Here is a 17190-nt window from a genome sequence, read left to right on the forward strand (position 1 = left end):
GACGGCCGACCGTCTGGATGATGCTGCTAGTTATGCTGCGTGCGACGGTAGGCCATGACGCCCGCTACCGTGTAGAAACTGCCGAAGACTAAAATTCTATCATTTTCGGACGCCCGCCTTAGCGCATCTTGAAAAGCCAGGGCCGGCGTCTCAAATCGACAAACGCTGCTGTCGGGGCCCTCGTTGACACCGGCGTCGCGCAACGCGTGCTCGAGTTGCTCCGTCGACGCGGCGCGCGGCGTGGGCAGCGCGGCGAGATTCCAGTGGTCGATCTCGCCCTTCAACTGCTTCACGACGCCTTCGATGTCTTTGTCGCCCATCGCGCCGAACACCGCGTAAGTGTACGGAAAGTAGCCCATATTGCCGAGATTCTGGGACAAAACGGCGGCAGCGTGAGGATTATGCGCAACATCGAGGATGACCTGCGGCTTCCCCGGCAGCACCTGGAAACGGCCCGGCAGTTCGACGTTGGCGAGCCCGAGGCGGATATCCTGAGACGAAACGGGCAGGCGCTCGCGCAACGATTCGAGCGCGGCCAGCGCCGCCGCCGTGTTGATCAGCTGATTCGCGCCGCGCAGCGCGGGATACGCCAGCGCCGGGCGACGCTGCTCGCGGCCGATATAGCTCCATTGCTGGCGCTCGTTGCCGGGCTGCGCTTCATAGCGAAAATCGCGTCCGACGAGCCACAGATCCGCGCCGATCGCCTGAGCATGATCGATCAGGCTCTGCGGCGGCGACGGGTCGCCACACACGGCGGGCTTGTCCGCCCGGAAGATGCCCGCTTTCTCGAAGCCGATCTTCTCGCGCGTGTCGCCGAGATAATCCGTATGGTCGATGTCGATGCTCGTGATCACCGCGCAGTCCGTATCGACGATATTCACCGCGTCCAGACGCCCGCCCAGCCCCACTTCGAGAATCACCGCATCGAGCCCGCGCGATGCGAAGAGATGCAGGATCGCGAGCGTCGTGAATTCGAAGTAGGTCAGCGAAACCGGCTCGGGCAGGCTCGCGCGCGCCTTTTCCACCGCCGCGAAATGTTCGAGCAGATCGGCGTCGCTCGCCTCGGCGCCGTCGATGCGCGCACGCTCGTTGAACGAAAGCAGATGAGGCGACGTGTGGCAGCCGACGCGATAACCCGCGCGCAGCAGGATCGTTTCGATGATCGCGCACGTCGACCCTTTGCCGTTCGTGCCGCCGACGGTGATGACCGGGCAATCGAAGTGCAGGCCGAGCGCGTCCTTCACCTTGCCGATGCGCGCAAGGCCCATATCGATGCCGACCGGATGTGCCGCTTCCAGATGGGCGAGCCAGGCGTCGAGGGTGGAGAAAGTGTTCATTTTCGAGATCGGTAAAGCAAAACGCCGCGCGGAACCTCAGGGCTCTCGCGCGGCGCAGCGCTGCATATCAGCAACTCAGGCGACGGAATCGGCGGGTTGCCGCGTCATCAGCGCCATCAATTGGGCGAGTTCTTCACGCATCTTGCGGCGATCCACGATCATGTCGATGGCGCCTTTCTGTAGCAGGAATTCGGCGCGCTGGAAGCCTTCCGGCAACTTTTCGCGCACGGTCTGCTCGATCACGCGCGGGCCGGCGAAGCCGATCAGCGCTTTCGGCTCGCCGATCACAACATCGCCGAGAAAGGCGAAGCTCGCCGACACGCCGCCCATCGTCGGGTCGGTCAGCACGGAGATGAACGGCAGCTTCGCATCGGACAGCCGGGTCAGGAGCGCGGTGGTCTTGGCCATCTGCATCAGCGAAAGCAGGCTTTCCTGCATGCGCGCGCCGCCGGACGCCGTGAAGCAGATAAACGGCACGTTCTGCTCGATCGCATTGCGCGCGCCGCGCACGAAGCGCTCGCCGACCACCGAGCCCATCGAGCCGCCCATGAACGAGAACTCGAAGCACGCGACGACGCACGGAATGGTGTGGATCGCGCCGCCCATGACGACCATCGCGTCGGTTTCGTCGGTATCCTCCATCGCTTCCTTGATGCGATCCGGATACTTGCGGCTGTCCTTGAACTTGAGCGCATCGACCGGCACGACTTCCTGGCCGATTTCGTAGCGGCCTTCCGGATCGAGCAGGCGGTCGAGCCGTTCGCGCGCGCCGATGCGCATGTGATGGCTGCACTTCGGGCAAACATGCAGATTCGCCTCGACGTCGTTGCGATACAGCACCGCCTCGCACGACGGGCACTTCACCCAGAGCCCCTCGGGGATGCCCTTGCGGCTTTTGGGATCGGTTTGCTTGATCTTCGGCGGCAGCAGTTTGTCGAGCCAGCTCATCGTTTTTCCTTGACTGATCGGTCGCCGCGCGGCGCACGTCCGGATCGGACGGCCCGCGGCGGCGCGTATTTTACTGTGCGGCGTCGAGCGCCTGACGAATTTCGGCGATGAAGCTCGTCAGCGATGCGGCCGCGGCATCCGGCTTCGCCTCTTCGAGCAACTGCACGAGGCGGCTGCCGATGACGACGGCGTCCGCGACATCGGCGACGGCGCGTGCGGTTTGGGCGTCGCGAATGCCGAAACCGACGCCCACCGGCAGAGGCACATGCGACTTGATGGCCGGGATTTTACTCGCGATGCTGGAAACGTCCAGATTTGCCGCGCCGGTCACGCCTTTCAGCGAAACGTAGTAGACATAGCCGCTCGCGATCTTGCCGACTGCCGCGATGCGCTCGTCCGTCGATGTCGGCGCGAGCAGAAAGATCGGATCGATGCCAGCCGCGCGCATCGTCGCACCGAAGCTTTCCGCTTCCTCGGGCGGGTAATCGACCACCAGCACGCCGTCGACGCCCGCTTCCTGCGCGGCTTTCGCGAAGGCGTCGGCGCCCATGCGCTCGATCGGATTCGCGTAGCCCATCAGCACGACGGGCGTCTTGTCGTCGGTCTGGCGGAAGCGTTTGACATCGGCGAGCACGCTTTTGAGCGTCACGCCGCGTGCGAGCGCGCGTTCGGACGAACGCTGGATCACGGGGCCGTCGGCCATCGGATCGGAAAACGGCACGCCGAGTTCGATGACGTCCGCGCCGCCTTTCGCTAGCGCGTGCATGAACTCCACGGTTTGCTCGGGGTTCGGATCGCCCGCGGTGATGAACGGAATCAGCCCTTTTTTGCCCTGCGCGGCCAATGCCGCAAAAGTATTCTTGATACGGGACATGGGAATTCTCTTGATCGGATTCGTTGGCGTCAGATGCTTCGGTAGTCATCTGACGCGATTAGCGACGAAAAAGACGCTATTCAGTGGCTTGCGCAGCGGTATCGGCGGTCACGAGCGCTTTGCGGCGTGATCGGACCGGTTCCTCCGGCTTCAGTCGCGCGGCGCGGGCTTCAGCGATGCGATTTTCCGCGATCGCGCAATAATCCGCATTGATCTCGTAGCCAATGAACTGGCGGTCGTGGCGCGCGCAAGCAACCGCCGTCGTGCCGCTGCCCATGAACGGATCGAGCACGCGGCCGCCCGGCGGACAGCTCGCAAGCACCATGCGCTCGACGATTTCCAGCGGCTTTTGCGTCGGATGATCCACCCGCTCCGCGTGCTGCCGATGCAGACGCGACACGGACCAGACATCCTTCGGGTTATAGCCGAGTTCGAGCCACTTGCTGCCCTCGAAAATCTTGCGTGAGCGCGCCTTTTTCGTCTCTGCGTCGTAGGGGATGCGCACCGGATCGAGATCGAAGTAATAATCCTTCGATACCGCGAAATAACCGATGTTATCGTGCACTGACGTAAATTTGCGCGTCGTTCCGCCCATGCTCGGCACGCGCCGGTCCCAGACGATCTCGTTGATCATCAAAAGGCGGCGCTTCAGGAACACGAACAGCTCGGGCGAGTATTGCCAGGTGCAGAAGATGTACAGCGAGCCGCTCGGCTTGAGTTTCGGGATCGCCAGATCGAGCCAGCGATACGTCCACTCCAGAAAAGCGTCGCCGGACAGCATGTCCGAATCGTTCCCGTAGTCCTTGCCCAGACCATAGGGCGGGTCCGCGACGATCAGATCGATCGACGCATCGGGAATGTGTTCGGCATCGGCCAGAAAATCGCGGTTGCGAATGTCGCTGCCGGCGCCCTGAAGAGCGCCGACGGACAAGGGCTCGTCGATAACGGTGCGCATCGGTCAGCGGCTCAGAACTGGATGCCCGATCGCTCGGCGACCGTGTGCATGTCCTTGTCGCCGCGGCCCGACAGATTCACGAGCAGCACCTTGTCGCGCGGCAACGTCTTGGCGAGCTTTGCACCATAGGCAAGCGCGTGGCTCGACTCGAGCGCCGGGATGATGCCCTCGATGCGACAGCAGTCGTGGAACGCCTTGAGCGCTTCGTCGTCCGTGATGCCGACGTACTCCGCGCGCCCGATGTCCTTCAGCCATGCGTGCTCGGGGCCGACGCCCGGATAGTCGAGTCCCGCCGATATCGAATGCGTCTCGATGATCTGGCCGTTGTCGTCCTGCAGCAGATACGTCCGGTTGCCGTGCAGCACGCCAGGACTGCCGCCCATCAGCGACGCCGCGTGGCGGCCCGTATCGATGCCGTCGCCCGCGGCTTCGACGCCGATCAGTTTGACGTCTTTGTCGTCGATATACGGGTAAAAGATACCCATCGCATTCGATCCGCCGCCAACGCACGCGATGACCGCATCGGGCTGACGACCGGCCATCTCGGGCATCTGCACGCGGCATTCGTCGCCGATCACGCGCTGGAAGTCACGCACCATCATCGGATAGGGATGCGGCCCCGCCACCGTGCCGATGATGTAGAACGTGTTTTCGACGTTCGTCACCCAGTCGCGCATGGCTTCGTTGAGCGCATCCTTCAACGTTTTCGAGCCTGATTCGACCGGAACGACCGTCGCGCCGAGCAGCTTCATGCGATACACATTCGCCGCCTGCCGACGCACATCTTCCGCGCCCATATAGACCACGCACTCCATGCCGAAGCGCGCGGCGATGGTCGCCGTCGCCACGCCGTGCTGGCCCGCGCCGGTTTCCGCGATCACGCGCGGCTTGCCCATCTTGCGAGCGAGCAGCGCCTGGCCGATCACGTTATTCACCTTGTGCGCGCCGGTGTGATTCAGATCCTCGCGCTTGAGATAAAGCTGCGCGCCTCCGAGCATCTCGCTCCAGCGCTTCGCGTGATAAATCGGCGACGGACGGCCCACGTAATGCTTGAGCTCGTACTCGTACTCGGCGAGAAATGCGGGATCTTTTTGTGCCGCTTCATACGCGACGCGCAGTTCATCGAGCGCGTGGATGAGCGTTTCGGAGACGAACACGCCTCCATATTGGCCGAAGTGGCCTCTTTCGTCTGGCAAGTTGTACATTACGTCACTCTCTCGGTTACGTGGCCGGCAGCGCGGCTCACGTCAACATCACCCGGCATCCGCTTCGCGCACCGCGCGTACGAACGCCGCCATTCGGGCGAGATCTTTCACGCCCTTGGCGCCCGGCACTTCGATGCCGCTCGAGACATCGACCGCGTACGGGCGCACACGCCGAATGGCGTCACTGACGTTTTGCGCGTTCAACCCACCACTCAAAACGGCCCGATGCCCGAGATCTGTTGGGATAAGTGACCAATCGAATACCTTTCCACCGCCGCCGAAGCCCTCGACGAGAGCGTCGAGCAGAAGGCCGCCTGCGGCTTTGAACTTGATTGACGATTCTATCAAATGGCTTGTCGCCGCATCAGCCCCAATTCGCAGCGCGCGCCAATAGGATAAACCCGCAATCGCAGCGAGTTCCTCGCATTGCTCGGGGGTTTCGTCGCCGTGAAATTGCAGCAGCGAAAGCGGCACGTTCGATGTGACTTCGCGAATCCACTCGGGCGTTGCATTGACGAAGAGGCCCACGGCCGACACTAGCGGCGGCACGTGCCGCGCCAGATCCACCGCCTGCGCGACGCTCACCGAGCGCGGGCTCGGCGGATAGAACACGAAGCCCACGGCGTCAGCGCCCAGCGCGACGGCGTGCTGCACGTCCTCGACGCGCGATAGTCCGCATAGCTTGATGCGGGTGCGATGCAAATCTCGTTCGGTCATTTCGGCTCTGCCCAAATGGCGCTCCAGGGCATGCTGGCGATATGCGGCGGCGGCACCGCGAAGTGTTCAGGATAGCCGACCTCGGCCAGATACAGCCCGTCCGGCATGAAGGTCGGCGCGGCGACACGGCGATCGCGGGCGGCGAGGACGTCGGCCATCCACGAAGCCGGATGACGGCCGCGTCCGATCGCGACGAGGCATCCCATCAGATTGCGCACCATGTGATGCAGGAACGCGTTGGCGCGAAAGCGAAAGTGGATGAAATCGCCCTGCTCGCGCACGTCGATCTGGTGAAGATGCTTTACCGGCGTCTTCGACTGGCAATCGGCCGCGCGGAACGACGAAAAATCGTGCTCGCCGATCAGGCACGCGATCGAATCGCGCATCGCGTCGACGTCCAGCGGCGTATGCACCCAGCCCGCGCGTTTCGCCAGCATCGGTGAGCGCACCGGATTGACGTACAGAACGTAAAAGTAGGTGCGCTCGAACGCCGCGAATCGGGCGTGGAAGTCGTCGGGCATCGGCTTCGCCCATTGCACGGCGACGGTATCGGGCAAAAACGCGTTCGTGCCGCGCACCCACGAGAATTCGGCGCGATCGAGCTCGGTGTCGAAATGGACGACCTGGCCGAGGCCATGCACGCCCGTGTCAGTGCGCCCGGCGACGACCGTCGGGAGCGGCGTCTGCGCGAATTCGGCGAGCGCGCGCTCCAGTTCGTTCTGCACCGTCTTGCCGTGCGGCTGAGACTGCCAGCCGCAAAACGCCGAGCCGTCGTACTGAATGCCTAAAGCGATGCGCATCTCAGGAATGTGGGGCGAGCGTCGACAAGAGCGTTGCGGCCTGCTGACGTGTAGCCGGATCGTTCGATTCGATCACTTCCTGCAACAGCGTGCGCGCGCCGGAGAGATCGCCCAGCTCGATGTATTCGGCGGCGAGTTCGAGCTTGTTGCGCGCGATCGTCGCCAGTTGCGCGGGCGTCAGCGCGGGCATCGGCTCGGTCGCGCTCGACGCGCGGCCGAGATCGAAATCGAGGCTCAGCGGCCCGAATCGCGTCGCGCCGAGACCGGCGACCGAGGCCGCGCCAGCCGTTCCCGCCTCGATTTGCGAGGCCACGGACTGAGCTTGCGATTGCGTCGGCCGCGCCGAATCCGGCTGCGCCATCGGCTGCGGAATGAACGGCACCTGTTCGATCGGCTGCGGACCCGTCGGCGGCGGCTGCAAGGCTGCGGGCCGCGACTCGCGCGGCACATCGGACGCCACCGACGATGCCGCCGCTGCCGGCTCCGCTGCGCCGGGCGGCTTGATCGACAGTTCCATGCGCGGCGGCAGTTCCATTTCGAGCGAGCCCAGCGCCTGAATCGCGTCCTGAGGGAATTTCGGCATTGGAAAACGATGCGCAAGCACCGGCTCCTCGTCCGGCGCGATACCCGATTTTTCGGCTTCGCGCGCCGCCTGTTCCTCGATGTCGCGCTGCTCCGCGGCGCGTTGCTCGGCGGCCTGCTCTTCGGCGGCACGCGCCTGCAGTTCGCGCAGTTCGGCCTCGCGCGCGATGATCTCGCGCGCCGCGGCCTCGCGCGCCTGATCTTCGCGCTCGGTCACCTGACGCAACTCGGCTTCGCGCTTCCCGGCTTCACGATCCGCCGACTCGCGCGCGAGCGCTTCCCGCGCGGCGGCTTCGCGAGCGCGAATCTCACGCTCTTCGGCTTCGCGTATGGCCGCCTGGCGCGCCGCGGCTTCGCGCTCCTCGTTTTCCCATTTCTCGGCTTCACGACGCGCCGCTTCGCGCGCCGCGATCTCGCGCGCGTGCTCGTCGTGCTGGTCCTGCGTCTCGGCGGCCCCGACCGGCGGCACGAAATCGGGATGGCGTGCCGCGGGCGCAACCGGCGCGAACGGCGCTTCCTGTGCAGCGCGGTTCGCCTGGCCGGGCGCGACAGCGGGCCCGGGCTTCGCCTCGGTCGTCGGCGGCAGTTCGTCGTCGGACGGGACGGCGGGCGCGCGAGTCGCGTCGGCGTTGTCGATACTCGCGGCGGCGGCCGCCAGCCCGGACCGGTCGCGCTCGGATGGCTGCTTCTCAGCGGCGACGGCCGATGCCGCAGCCGACGCCTCGCGCGCCTTGCGTATCGTTTCATTGCGCGCGTCGGCGTCGGCCTGGGCTTCCTCAAGACTTGCGAACGTCCTCGACGTGCGATCGACGCCTTCGTTGCTTGCTGCGGCACGTCGCTTCTTTCCGCTGCGCATTCTGAGCAGCAGGAAGCCGACCGCAGCGATCACGGCGGCGATGACGAATGGCGAAAGGCCGATCGTCGCCGCTGCCACGCCGTGGCTGCTTCTTCTGCTGCCGCTGGCAGGCGCGGGCGCCGCCAGGGCGGGCTCGCTCGCGGGCGCGACGGTCGCTGATGCGGGCGCGGGCGTCGTCTGCTCCTGCGTCGACGTGGCGCTCGCCTGCGGTTCGACCGCCGACGCAGGCGCAGTAGCAGACGCCATCGCGCTCTCCGACGCCTGCACCGGCGCCGACGTCTCGGCAGGCGGATTCGGTTGCGCCTCGGGTGCCGAAGCAGCACTGGAAGCCGCTGAGCCGATCAGATCGGCAGGCACGTTCAGCACCGCACCGAGCTTCAGCTTGTTGATATCGTGATTTCCGAACGCGTTCGGATTGGCGTCGAACAACGCACGCGCGGCCTTCGCGCGAACGTCACGATCTTTCGATCCGGTGAGTTCGCTCACGACATCGTTCAACGACTGCCCCGGCTTGACCGCGTATGTCTGCCCCGTCGCGGCGGGGGCGACGCCGCTCGCCTGAGCGAGCGCATCGCCGGGATTCGCCCAGAACATCGCGCAAACCGCGAGACTTGCCGCGGCGCACGCCGCACGCGATGACGAAAGGAGAGACCGGCGTGGTCGTTGGATCATTGAGGCTCCGGGTCCGGCAAAAATTGAAACATACGGCGCAAAACCGTTCGATAAACCCGGTTTTGCAATAAAACTGCACAAAAACAAAAAGCGCCGCGAGAACCGCGACGCTTTTGGCTTTGGCACGCGCTTCCAGGCGCGTAGTTTACTTTACTTGTCGAGCAGAATGCGCAGCATGCGGCGCAGCGGTTCGGCCGCGCCCCACAACAGTTGATCGCCGACAGTAAATGCCGACAGATACTCGCCGCCCATCGCCAGCTTGCGCAGACGGCCGACCGGCACCGTCAGCGTGCCCGTGACGACCGCGGGCGAAAGATCGCGGATCGATGCTTCGCGCTCGTTCGGCACGACCTTCACCCAGTCGTTCGCGGACGCGAGGATGCCGTGCACTTCGTCGAGCGGCACGTCCTTCGTGAGCTTGATGGTCAGCGCCTGCGAGTGGCAGCGCATCGCGCCGATGCGCACACAAAGGCCATCGACGGGAATCGAGCCCGGCGTGCCCATCGCCGGCTTGCCGAGAATCTTGTTGGTTTCGGCGCCGCCCTTCCACTCTTCCTTCGACATGCCGTTGCCGAGATCCTTGTCGATCCACGGAATCAGCGAGCCCGCGAGCGGCACGCCGAAGTTGTCGACGGGCATGCGCTCGCCGTTCATCGCGGCGAGCACGCGGCGGTCGATGTCGAGGATCGCGGAGGACGGATCGGCCAGATCTTCCTTCGCGGAACCGTACAGCACGCCCATCTGCTGGAGCAGTTCGCGCATGTTCTGCGCGCCCGCGCCCGAAGCGGCCTGATAGGTCATCGCGGTCGTCCATTCGACGAGGTTCTCGCGGAACAGGCCGCCGAGCGCCATCAGCATCAGGCTGACCGTGCAATTGCCGCCGATGAAGTCACGGCCGCCCTTCACGAGCGAATCCTTGATGACGTTCAGGTTGACCGGGTCGAGGATGATGACCGCGTCGTCCTTCATGCGCAGCGCCGAGGCCGCGTCGATCCAGTAGCCTTTCCAGCCCGCCGCGCGCAGCTTCGGATACACCTCGTTGGTGTAGTCGCCGCCCTGGCACGTGATGATGGCGTCGCACTTTTTCAGGTCGTCGATGCTTGTCGCATCCTTGAGCTTCGTCTCGTTTTTGGCGAACGACGGCGCGTTGCCGCCCGCATTGCTGGTGCTGAAAAACACCGGTTCGATCAAGTCGAAATCGCCTTCCTGTTGCATGCGCTGCATCAGGACGCTGCCGACCATACCGCGCCAACCAACGAGACCTACGTTCATGACTAACCCTTACTTGTGGAAGCTTCCCCGCATCTTTACCCGGCGTGGCCGCGCGGGGAAGACGCTCGGACACGAGGGACGATCAGCGAATCGTGATCGCTTTGATGGAGATTTTCGTAATGCGCGCGAGTTTGGAAAACCCGGCCGTGGCTTTAATACCCACGATGCGCGTGTCGATGGCGAGTTCCGTCGCGACGGCAAATGAGCCGCGTCCGATGGAATCCAGAGAGAATTGAGAGTTCTTCGCCATGACCAAAGAATATACACGATAACCCGATGTTTTCGTCACGCGCTTGCGGCGCGCGTATGAAAATCGTGCGGATCGTGCATGAACATCGGGAAAAAGAGACGATCGGCCGCGCTTTGGCTTGCAACCGCCGATCGTCTTTCCGGCGTTTACAGCGCCTTCAGCACCGCATCGCCCATTTCCTTCGTGCCGACGATCTTCCCGTCCGCGGTCGCGATGTCGCCGGTGCGGTAGCCCTGCTCCAGCACCTTCTTCACCGCGCTTTCGATGCGGTCCGCCTGCTCGGTCTTGCCGAGCGAGTAGCGCAGCATCATCGCGGCGGAGAGGATGGTCGCGAGCGGATTGGCCACGCCCTTGCCCGCGATATCCGGCGCGGAGCCGTGCGACGGCTCGTACAAGCCCTTGTTGTTCTTGTCGAGCGACGCCGACGGCAGCATGCCGATGGAGCCGGTGAGCATCGCGGCTTCGTCGGAGAGGATGTCGCCGAACATGTTGCCGGTCACGACGACGTCGAACGCCTTCGGCGCTTTCACCAGTTGCATCGCGGCGTTGTCGACGTACATGTGCGACAGCTCGACGTCCGGATATTCCTTCGCGACGTCGATCATCGTGTCGCGCCACAACTGCGACGTTTCCAGCACGTTCGCCTTGTCGACGCTCGTCAGCTTCTTCTCGCGCTTCTGCGCCGCCTGAAACGCGACGTGCGCGATGCGGCGCACTTCGGGCTCGGAATAGCGCATCGTGTCGAAGCCTTCCTTCGCGCCGGCGAACGGGCCGTCCGGCGCTTCGCGCAGGCCGCGCGGCGCGCCGAAATAGATGTCGCCGTTCAGCTCGCGCACGATCAGGATGTCGAGGCCGGACACGATCTCCGGCTTCAGCGACGACGCGCCCGTCAGTTGCGGATAGCAGATCGCCGGACGGAAGTTCGCGAAGAGTTGCAGGTGCTTGCGCAGGCCGAGGATCGCCTGCTCGGGACGCAGCGCGCGCTCGAGCTTGTCGTATTTCCAGTCGCCGACCGCGCCGAACAGGATCGCGTCAGCTTCCTTCGCGAGCGCCAGCGTGGAATCGGGAAGCGGATGGCCCTTCGCCTCATAGCCCGCGCCACCGACCGGCGCTTCTTCAAGCTCGAATTTTTCGCCGAGCGCATTCAGCACCTTGACCGCTTCGGCGGTGATTTCCGGACCGATCCCGTCGCCGGGTAATACTGCAATCTTCATCGTCTCTTCCTTCTTTGATCGTGTTTCGATTTATCCGACGAGCCGGTTATTCAGCCACGGCTGCTTCGCGAGGCGCTCGGCTTCGTATTGCTTGATCTTGTCCGCATGACGCAGCGTGAGGCCGATATCGTCGAAGCCGTTCAGCAGGCAGTACTTGCGGAAGCCTGGCACCTCAAACGCGTACTCGGTGCCGTCGCCGGTGCGCACGACTTGCGCTTCGAGATCGATCGTCAACTGGAACCCGACGAACGCGTAGGTTTCGTTGAACAGCTTGTCGACCTGCTGCTCCGTCAGCACGACCGGCAGCAGACCGTTCTTGAAGCAGTTGTTATAGAAGATGTCCGCGAAGCTCGGCGCGATGATCGCGCGAAAGCCGTACTGATCCAGCGCCCACGGCGCGTGCTCACGCGAACTGCCGCAGCCGAAGTTCTTGCGCGTGAGCAGAATCGACGCGCCCTGATAACGCGGCTGATTCAGCACGAAGTCCGGATTGAGCGGGCGCTTGCTGCTGTCCTCGCCGGGCTGGCCGACATCGAGATAACGCCATTCGTCGAACGCGTTCGGGCCGAAACCGGTGCGCTTGATCGACTTCAGAAACTGCTTCGGGATGATCGCGTCCGTATCGACGTTCTCGCGATCGAGCGGCGCGACGAGGCCGCTATGCACAATGAATTTTTCCATGATCTTTCTCTGTATCCCGGTTGATCACGCGAGCTTGCGCACGTCGACGAAATGGCCTTCGATCGCGGCGGCGGCGGCCATCGCGGGGCTCACGAGGTGCGTGCGGCCGCCCGCGCCCTGACGGCCTTCGAAGTTGCGGTTCGACGTCGATGCGCAGCGCTCGCCCGCTTCCAGCCGGTCGGCGTTCATCGCGAGGCACATCGAGCAACCCGGCTCGCGCCATTCGAAGCCGGCGTTCGTGAAGATCTTGTCGAGACCTTCGCGCTCGGCCTGCGCCTTCACGAGACCCGAGCCCGGCACGACCATCGCGAGACGGATGTTCGACGCGACGCGCTTGCCCAGCGACTTCACGACATACGCGGCCGCGCGCAAATCTTCGATACGCGCATTCGTGCACGAGCCGATGAAGATCTTGTCCGGCTTGATCGATTCGATCGGCGTGTTCGGCTGCAGCGCCATATAGGTGAGCGCGCGCTCCATCGCGTCGCGCTTGACCGGGTCCTTTTCCTTCTCGGGATCGGGCACGCGGCCATCGATCGACGTGACCATTTCGGGCGACGTGCCCCACGTCACTTGCGGCACGATTTCGGCTGCATTCAATTCCACGATGCGATCGAACTGCGCGCCTTCATCGGACTTGAACTGCCGCCAGTATTCGACGGCCTGATTCCACTCCACGCCCTGCGGCGAGTACGGACGATCCTTCAGGTAATTGACGGTCGTGTCGTCGACGGCGACCATGCCCGCCCGCGCGCCCGCTTCGATCGCCATGTTGCAGACGGTCATGCGGCCTTCCATCGACAACGCGCGGATGGTCGAGCCGCCGAACTCGATCGCGTAACCCGTGCCGCCCGCCGTGCCGATCTTGCCGATGATCGCAAGCACGATGTCCTTCGCGGTGCAGCCGCGCGGCAGCGAGCCTTCGACCTTGACGAGCATGTTCTTGCTCTTCTTCTGCAGGAGCGTTTGCGTGGCGAGCACGTGCTCCACTTCCGACGTGCCGATGCCGTGCGCGAGCGCGCCGAACGCGCCGTGCGTGGACGTATGCGAGTCGCCGCAGACGATGGTCATGCCCGGCAGCGTCGCGCCCTGCTCCGGCCCGATGATGTGCACGATGCCCTGGCGCAGATCGTTCATCTTGAACTGCGTGATGCCGAAGCTATCGCAGTTTTGGTCGAGCGTATCGACTTGCAGCTTCGAAACCGGATCGGCGATGCCGTGCGAGCGGTCCGTGGTCGGCACGTTGTGGTCGGATACGGCCAGATTCGCGCTGATGCGCCACACCGGGCGCTCGGCCAGCTTCAGGCCTTCGAACGCCTGCGGGCTCGTCACTTCATGCAGCAGGTGACGGTCGATATAGAGGATCGAGGTGCCGTCCTCTTCGGTGTGGATCACATGCGTGTTCCACAGTTTGTCGTAGAGAGTCTGTGCCATGGTGAGCGCTTTCGTATGTGACTGCGGGGATTTTGGGTGTGCAGCTTGTGCGATCGATTATGCCACCTTCGTATGCGGCGTGGGTACTAGGCTGAGAGAAAAAACCTCGTAAAAACAGATAGTTATGGTAGTGGTGTCAGTACCCGGATCAGGAGTACCCGTCTCGACGGACTCCCCGCTACATCAATGCTGAAGCATCGCACTGATGCCGAGTTCTTCGGCGACTCTTTGCAATCGCTTGTCCCGGGTCCAGATCTTTACGCCAGGCTGCAAATGCGCTGACGCCAGCAGAGACGTGTCGACATACCCGATCCCGCGATTGAAGAGTCGTTGTCTTTCGATCAGGAAGAATACTTCTTCGGGCGTCGCTACCGGCGCGACAGGAAGATCGTTCAATGCGCCCAGCACGACGTCACGGTCGCGCAGACTTCCAAGCGAAATTTCACCGATGACAAATGGATGAGCAAGCACGCGCTCCTCGCCGAGCAGATTCACCAGTAACGGTTCGGATGCGTTGATATGGTCGATCCAGACCGAAGTGTCGACAAGGATCATTCGCGCTCCCGCCGATGACGCGGCGCGCCTTCTATGCCCGGTTGACTGCCGCCGAGATTCGCAAGTCGCCGAGCCGCTTCACGTTGGACGAGCGCTTTCAGTGCTTCGCGCACCAGCGCCGATTTTTCTGTGACGCCTGTATAGGCTTGAGCTTTTGCCAGCAAGTCGTCATCGAGGGCGATGGTCGTACGCATATCCGTATCTCCGTTTCATTAGGCATTGATATTAGCATCAAATGATGGCGATTCTTATGCTTTCAAGCCTCCGCCCAAAACGCAAAAAGCCCCGGCAGCTACCTCGCCGGAGCCTTCACCTGGCTGCAATCTATCCCATTCGGTCGACTGTTCGGCAGTGGATTCGTGACTTACGCTCAGTATGCGCCGGAGTGCCTGACTGCCCTTGCATTGACGCGACCGCGCCGAAAGTTATAACATTGTTAATACGCAAAACGACTATGCCTGATCTCATGAAAACGACCATCCGAAAGATGGGCAACTCGCAAGGCGTGCTGATTCCCAAGCCCTTCCTTACGCAGCTTGGCCTGGAAAACGAGGTCGAGATGAACATCGAAGACGACGCGATCGTGCTGCGCCGGCCGCGCGACAGCGCACGCAAAGGCTGGGCCGAAGCCAGCAAGCTGATCGCAAAGAGCGGGGAAGATTCGCTCGTCCTGGGCGAGTTCGGCAACGACGGCGACGCCGAACTCGAATGGTAGCGCGCGGCGATATCTGGCTCGTCGCGCTCGATCCGACTCTCGGCAGCGAAATACAGAAGACGCGTCCGTGCGTCGTGGTTTCGCCTCCGGAAATGCACGACCATCTGCGGACGGTCATCGTCGCGCCGATGACTTCGAAAGGCACGTCGGCGCCCTTTCGCATTCCGGTGTCGTTCAAACGGAAACAGGGACTCGTTCTACTCGATCAGCTTCGCACCGTCGACAAGGCGCGTCTGGTCAGGAAAGAAGGCGCCGTGGCGGACAGCACGTTATCGAACGCGCTTCTTACGTTGCGAGAAGTATTCGCGGATTAGACTCGACCACCCAAAACGCAAAAAGCCCCGGCAGTCACCCGCCGGGGCCTTCACCTATCTGCAACCGTAAATCGGCTTAACGCTTCGCCAGCGGCTTCGCTTCACGCGGCGTCTGACCGATGAACAGCTGACGCGGACGGCCAATCTTCTGCTCCGGATCCGCAATCATCTCGTTCCACTGCGCGATCCAGCCGACTGTGCGCGCCATCGCGAAGATACACGTGAACATCGACGTCGGGATGCCCAGCGCGCGCTGCACGATGCCCGAGTAGAAATCGACGTTCGGGTACAGCTTGCGCGACACGAAGTATTCGTCTTCCAGCGCGATCTTTTCGAGTTCCATCGCGAGCTTGAAGAGCGGGTCGTCGTGCAGACCGAGTTCGTTCAGCACTTCGTGGCACGTCTCGCGCATCAGCTTCGCGCGCGGGTCGTAGTTCTTGTACACGCGGTGACCGAAGCCCATCAGCTTCACGCCCGAGTTCTTGTCCTTCACCTGCTTGATGAACTCGGGGATGTGGTCGACCGAGCCGATCTCTTCCAGCATGTTCAAGGCGGCCTCGTTCGCGCCGCCGTGCGCCGGGCCCCACAGACACGCGATACCGGCCGCGATACACGCAAACGGGTTCGCGCCCGACGAACCCGCGAGACGCACAGTAGACGTCGATGCGTTCTGCTCGTGGTCCGCGTGCAGAATCAGGATGCGGTCGAGCGCGCGCACGAGCACGTCGTTGACCTTGTACTCTTCGCACGGGTTCGAGAACATCATGTGCATGAAGTTCGCGCTGTACGACAGTTCGTTCTTCGGATACACAAACGGCTGACCGATGCTGAACTTGTACGCCATCGCGACGAGCGTCGGCAGCTTCGCGATCATGCGAATGGCCGACACTTCACGGTGGCGCGGATCGTTGATGTTCAGCGAGTCGTGATAGAACGCCGACAGCGCGCCCACGGCAGCCGTCAACACCGCCATCGGGTGCGCGTCGCGACGGAAACCGCGGAAGAAGAAGTGCATCTGCTCGTGCACCATCGTGTGACGCGTGACCGTGTCCACGAATTCCTTGTTCTGCGCTTCGTTCGGCAGTTCGCCCTTCAGGAGCAGGTAGCAGGTCTCGAGGAAGTCGGCATTCACGGCCAGCTGCTCGATCGGGAAGCCGCGGTACAGCAGCTCGCCCTTGTCGCCGTCGATGTACGTGATCGCGGAATTGCACGCTGCCGTCGACATGAAGCCCGGGTCATACGTGAACTTGCCGGTCTGACCGTACAACTTGCGGATGTCGATCACGTCCGGGCCCATCGTGCCCTTGTAGATCGGCATTTCGACGCTCGGCGAGTTGTCGCTGAACGATAGCGTGGCTTTAACATCTGACGGGGTCATAGCACATCCTCAATCGAAGTATGGATACAGGTTTTCGATAATTTGCACGACGGAAGCTGCGCGGCAAAACTGTTCGATCGGCCTGTGTGCACTGCAACAGGCCTATTTTGCAAAAATCCGTGAATTCCTGCTGAAATCACACGGTGCGCAGCAGTTCCAGCAAGCGGATTACGTCGGGCGTCGCGAGGTCACCCTCAGGCTCCGTGCGCGCCAGCAGCAAGTCCATCAGTTCGTTGTCGCTCAGCTCCAGCAGGCTGGTCAATGCGGCCACGTCGGCGTCACTGAGGTCATGCTCATATCGGCTGAAGAAGCGATCGAAGATCAGATCGTTTTCCAGCAGGCCGCGCCGCGCGCGCCAGCGAAGGCGCGCCCGGCGAAGGGGATCGGACTGATGCGAGTTGTCTTGATTGTCGACCATCACATAGTCCATC

General features: G+C 63.0%; 19 protein-coding genes. 2 read left to right on the forward strand and 17 right to left on the reverse strand.

Going from position 1 to position 17190, the window contains the following annotated elements; genetic code table 11:
* Window positions 1-26 precede the first annotated feature (26 nt).
* The 15 genes from folC to PQR08_RS35850 all read right to left on the reverse strand — a co-directional run bounded on the left by folC (window position 27) and on the right by PQR08_RS35850 (window position 14546).
* On the reverse strand, window positions 27-1337 hold the full coding sequence (gene folC / locus PQR08_RS35780; protein WP_250484304.1) for a bifunctional tetrahydrofolate synthase/dihydrofolate synthase: 1311 nt from the start codon (window positions 1335-1337) through the stop codon (window positions 27-29).
* A 75-nt stretch (window positions 1338-1412) separates the two neighbouring features.
* Entirely contained in the window at window positions 1413-2285 is an 873-nt protein-coding gene (gene accD / locus PQR08_RS35785) for an acetyl-CoA carboxylase, carboxyltransferase subunit beta (protein WP_035511203.1), read from the reverse strand.
* A gap of 70 nt (window positions 2286-2355) precedes the next feature.
* A complete protein-coding gene (trpA, locus tag PQR08_RS35790) occupies window positions 2356-3159 on the reverse strand; it encodes a tryptophan synthase subunit alpha (protein ID WP_250484303.1) in 804 nt (267 codons plus the stop codon).
* Between the two features lie 76 nt (window positions 3160-3235).
* A complete protein-coding gene (locus PQR08_RS35795; protein WP_250484302.1) occupies window positions 3236-4114 on the reverse strand; it encodes a DNA-methyltransferase in 879 nt (292 codons plus the stop codon).
* Window positions 4115-4125: 11 nt separating this feature from the next.
* Window positions 4126-5319 carry a tryptophan synthase subunit beta gene (trpB, locus tag PQR08_RS35800; protein WP_408164064.1) on the reverse strand — a complete coding sequence of 398 codons (1194 nt, stop codon included), beginning with the start codon at window positions 5317-5319 and terminating at the stop codon, window positions 4126-4128.
* Window positions 5320-5367: 48 nt separating this feature from the next.
* Window positions 5368-6036, reverse strand: a complete 669-nt coding sequence (locus PQR08_RS35805) for a phosphoribosylanthranilate isomerase (protein WP_250484300.1) — start codon at window positions 6034-6036, stop codon at window positions 5368-5370.
* Entirely contained in the window at window positions 6033-6836 is an 804-nt protein-coding gene (truA, locus tag PQR08_RS35810; RefSeq protein WP_250484299.1) for a tRNA pseudouridine(38-40) synthase TruA, read from the reverse strand. Before truA ends, PQR08_RS35805 begins: the two co-directional genes overlap by 4 nt.
* 1 nt (window position 6837) lies before the next feature.
* Window positions 6838-8946, reverse strand: a complete 2109-nt coding sequence (locus PQR08_RS35815; protein ID WP_250484298.1) for a motility hub landmark protein FimV — start codon at window positions 8944-8946, stop codon at window positions 6838-6840.
* Between the two features lie 150 nt (window positions 8947-9096).
* Window positions 9097-10218 carry an aspartate-semialdehyde dehydrogenase gene (asd, locus tag PQR08_RS35820; protein ID WP_238295675.1) on the reverse strand — a complete coding sequence of 374 codons (1122 nt, stop codon included), beginning with the start codon at window positions 10216-10218 and terminating at the stop codon, window positions 9097-9099.
* 82 nt (window positions 10219-10300) lie between these two features.
* Entirely contained in the window at window positions 10301-10468 is a 168-nt protein-coding gene (locus PQR08_RS35825) for a hypothetical protein (RefSeq protein WP_250484297.1), read from the reverse strand.
* Between the two features lie 146 nt (window positions 10469-10614).
* Window positions 10615-11682: a 3-isopropylmalate dehydrogenase gene (gene leuB, locus PQR08_RS35830; protein ID WP_035511187.1), complete on the reverse strand. Its 1068-nt coding sequence runs from the start codon at window positions 11680-11682 to the stop codon at window positions 10615-10617.
* Window positions 11683-11712: 30 nt separating this feature from the next.
* Complete coding sequence (gene leuD, locus PQR08_RS35835; RefSeq protein ID WP_035511184.1) at window positions 11713-12363, reverse strand: 3-isopropylmalate dehydratase small subunit; 651 nt, start codon at window positions 12361-12363, stop codon at window positions 11713-11715.
* 24 nt (window positions 12364-12387) lie between these two features.
* On the reverse strand, window positions 12388-13797 hold the full coding sequence (gene leuC / locus PQR08_RS35840; RefSeq protein WP_250484295.1) for a 3-isopropylmalate dehydratase large subunit: 1410 nt from the start codon (window positions 13795-13797) through the stop codon (window positions 12388-12390).
* A 183-nt stretch (window positions 13798-13980) separates the two neighbouring features.
* A complete protein-coding gene (locus PQR08_RS35845) occupies window positions 13981-14352 on the reverse strand; it encodes a type II toxin-antitoxin system VapC family toxin (protein WP_250484294.1) in 372 nt (123 codons plus the stop codon).
* Window positions 14349-14546: a type II toxin-antitoxin system VapB family antitoxin gene (locus PQR08_RS35850; RefSeq protein WP_250484293.1), complete on the reverse strand. Its 198-nt coding sequence runs from the start codon at window positions 14544-14546 to the stop codon at window positions 14349-14351. Before PQR08_RS35850 ends, PQR08_RS35845 begins: the two co-directional genes overlap by 4 nt.
* Before the next feature lie 272 nt (window positions 14547-14818).
* Between PQR08_RS35850 and PQR08_RS35855 the strand changes: the two genes are divergently transcribed.
* Complete coding sequence (locus PQR08_RS35855) at window positions 14819-15067, forward strand: AbrB/MazE/SpoVT family DNA-binding domain-containing protein (RefSeq protein ID WP_035511221.1); 249 nt, start codon at window positions 14819-14821, stop codon at window positions 15065-15067.
* Window positions 15061-15381, forward strand: a complete 321-nt coding sequence (locus tag PQR08_RS35860) for a type II toxin-antitoxin system PemK/MazF family toxin (protein ID WP_250484292.1) — start codon at window positions 15061-15063, stop codon at window positions 15379-15381. The genes PQR08_RS35855 and PQR08_RS35860 overlap by 7 nt, the downstream gene beginning before the upstream one ends.
* Before the next feature lie 76 nt (window positions 15382-15457).
* Here the strand turns inward: PQR08_RS35860 and gltA are convergent, their stop codons facing one another.
* Window positions 15458-16759: a citrate synthase gene (gltA, locus tag PQR08_RS35865; RefSeq protein WP_187605506.1), complete on the reverse strand. Its 1302-nt coding sequence runs from the start codon at window positions 16757-16759 to the stop codon at window positions 15458-15460.
* A gap of 136 nt (window positions 16760-16895) precedes the next feature.
* Window positions 16896-17189, reverse strand: coding sequence for an FAD assembly factor SdhE (locus PQR08_RS35870; protein WP_250484291.1), 294 nt, complete (start codon window positions 17187-17189; stop codon window positions 16896-16898).
* Window position 17190: the final 1 nt, after the last annotated feature.

The sequence above is a fragment of the Caballeronia jiangsuensis genome (assembly GCF_046030135.1).
In the GTDB taxonomy this organism is placed as follows: domain Bacteria; phylum Pseudomonadota; class Gammaproteobacteria; order Burkholderiales; family Burkholderiaceae; genus Caballeronia; species Caballeronia jiangsuensis.

Bases quoted from the DNA above. Each gene is read 5' to 3' on its own strand.
- PQR08_RS35850 (WP_250484293.1), bottom strand. From the start codon at position 14,546: ATGCGTACGACCATCGCCCTCGATGACGACTTGCTGGCAAAAGCTCAA.
- PQR08_RS35855 (WP_035511221.1), top strand. From the start codon at position 14,819: ATGAAAACGACCATCCGAAAGATGGGCAACTCGCAAGGCGTGCTGATT.
- PQR08_RS35825 (WP_250484297.1), bottom strand. From the start codon at position 10,468: ATGGCGAAGAACTCTCAATTCTCTCTGGATTCCATCGGACGCGGCTCA.
- PQR08_RS35860 (WP_250484292.1), top strand. From the start codon at position 15,061: ATGGTAGCGCGCGGCGATATCTGGCTCGTCGCGCTCGATCCGACTCTC.
- asd (WP_238295675.1), bottom strand. From the start codon at position 10,218: ATGAACGTAGGTCTCGTTGGTTGGCGCGGTATGGTCGGCAGCGTCCTG.
- trpB (WP_408164064.1), bottom strand. From the start codon at position 5,319: ATGTACAACTTGCCAGACGAAAGAGGCCACTTCGGCCAATATGGAGGC.
- PQR08_RS35805 (WP_250484300.1), bottom strand. From the start codon at position 6,036: ATGACCGAACGAGATTTGCATCGCACCCGCATCAAGCTATGCGGACTA.
- PQR08_RS35815 (WP_250484298.1), bottom strand. From the start codon at position 8,946: ATGATCCAACGACCACGCCGGTCTCTCCTTTCGTCATCGCGTGCGGCG.
- truA (WP_250484299.1), bottom strand. From the start codon at position 6,836: ATGCGCATCGCTTTAGGCATTCAGTACGACGGCTCGGCGTTTTGCGGC.
- trpA (WP_250484303.1), bottom strand. From the start codon at position 3,159: ATGTCCCGTATCAAGAATACTTTTGCGGCATTGGCCGCGCAGGGCAAA.
- leuC (WP_250484295.1), bottom strand. From the start codon at position 13,797: ATGGCACAGACTCTCTACGACAAACTGTGGAACACGCATGTGATCCAC.
- PQR08_RS35845 (WP_250484294.1), bottom strand. From the start codon at position 14,352: ATGATCCTTGTCGACACTTCGGTCTGGATCGACCATATCAACGCATCC.
- folC (WP_250484304.1), bottom strand. From the start codon at position 1,337: ATGAACACTTTCTCCACCCTCGACGCCTGGCTCGCCCATCTGGAAGCG.
- leuD (WP_035511184.1), bottom strand. From the start codon at position 12,363: ATGGAAAAATTCATTGTGCATAGCGGCCTCGTCGCGCCGCTCGATCGC.
- PQR08_RS35870 (WP_250484291.1), bottom strand. From the start codon at position 17,189: ATGGACTATGTGATGGTCGACAATCAAGACAACTCGCATCAGTCCGAT.
- leuB (WP_035511187.1), bottom strand. From the start codon at position 11,682: ATGAAGATTGCAGTATTACCCGGCGACGGGATCGGTCCGGAAATCACC.
- accD (WP_035511203.1), bottom strand. From the start codon at position 2,285: ATGAGCTGGCTCGACAAACTGCTGCCGCCGAAGATCAAGCAAACCGAT.
- PQR08_RS35795 (WP_250484302.1), bottom strand. From the start codon at position 4,114: ATGCGCACCGTTATCGACGAGCCCTTGTCCGTCGGCGCTCTTCAGGGC.
- gltA (WP_187605506.1), bottom strand. From the start codon at position 16,759: ATGACCCCGTCAGATGTTAAAGCCACGCTATCGTTCAGCGACAACTCG.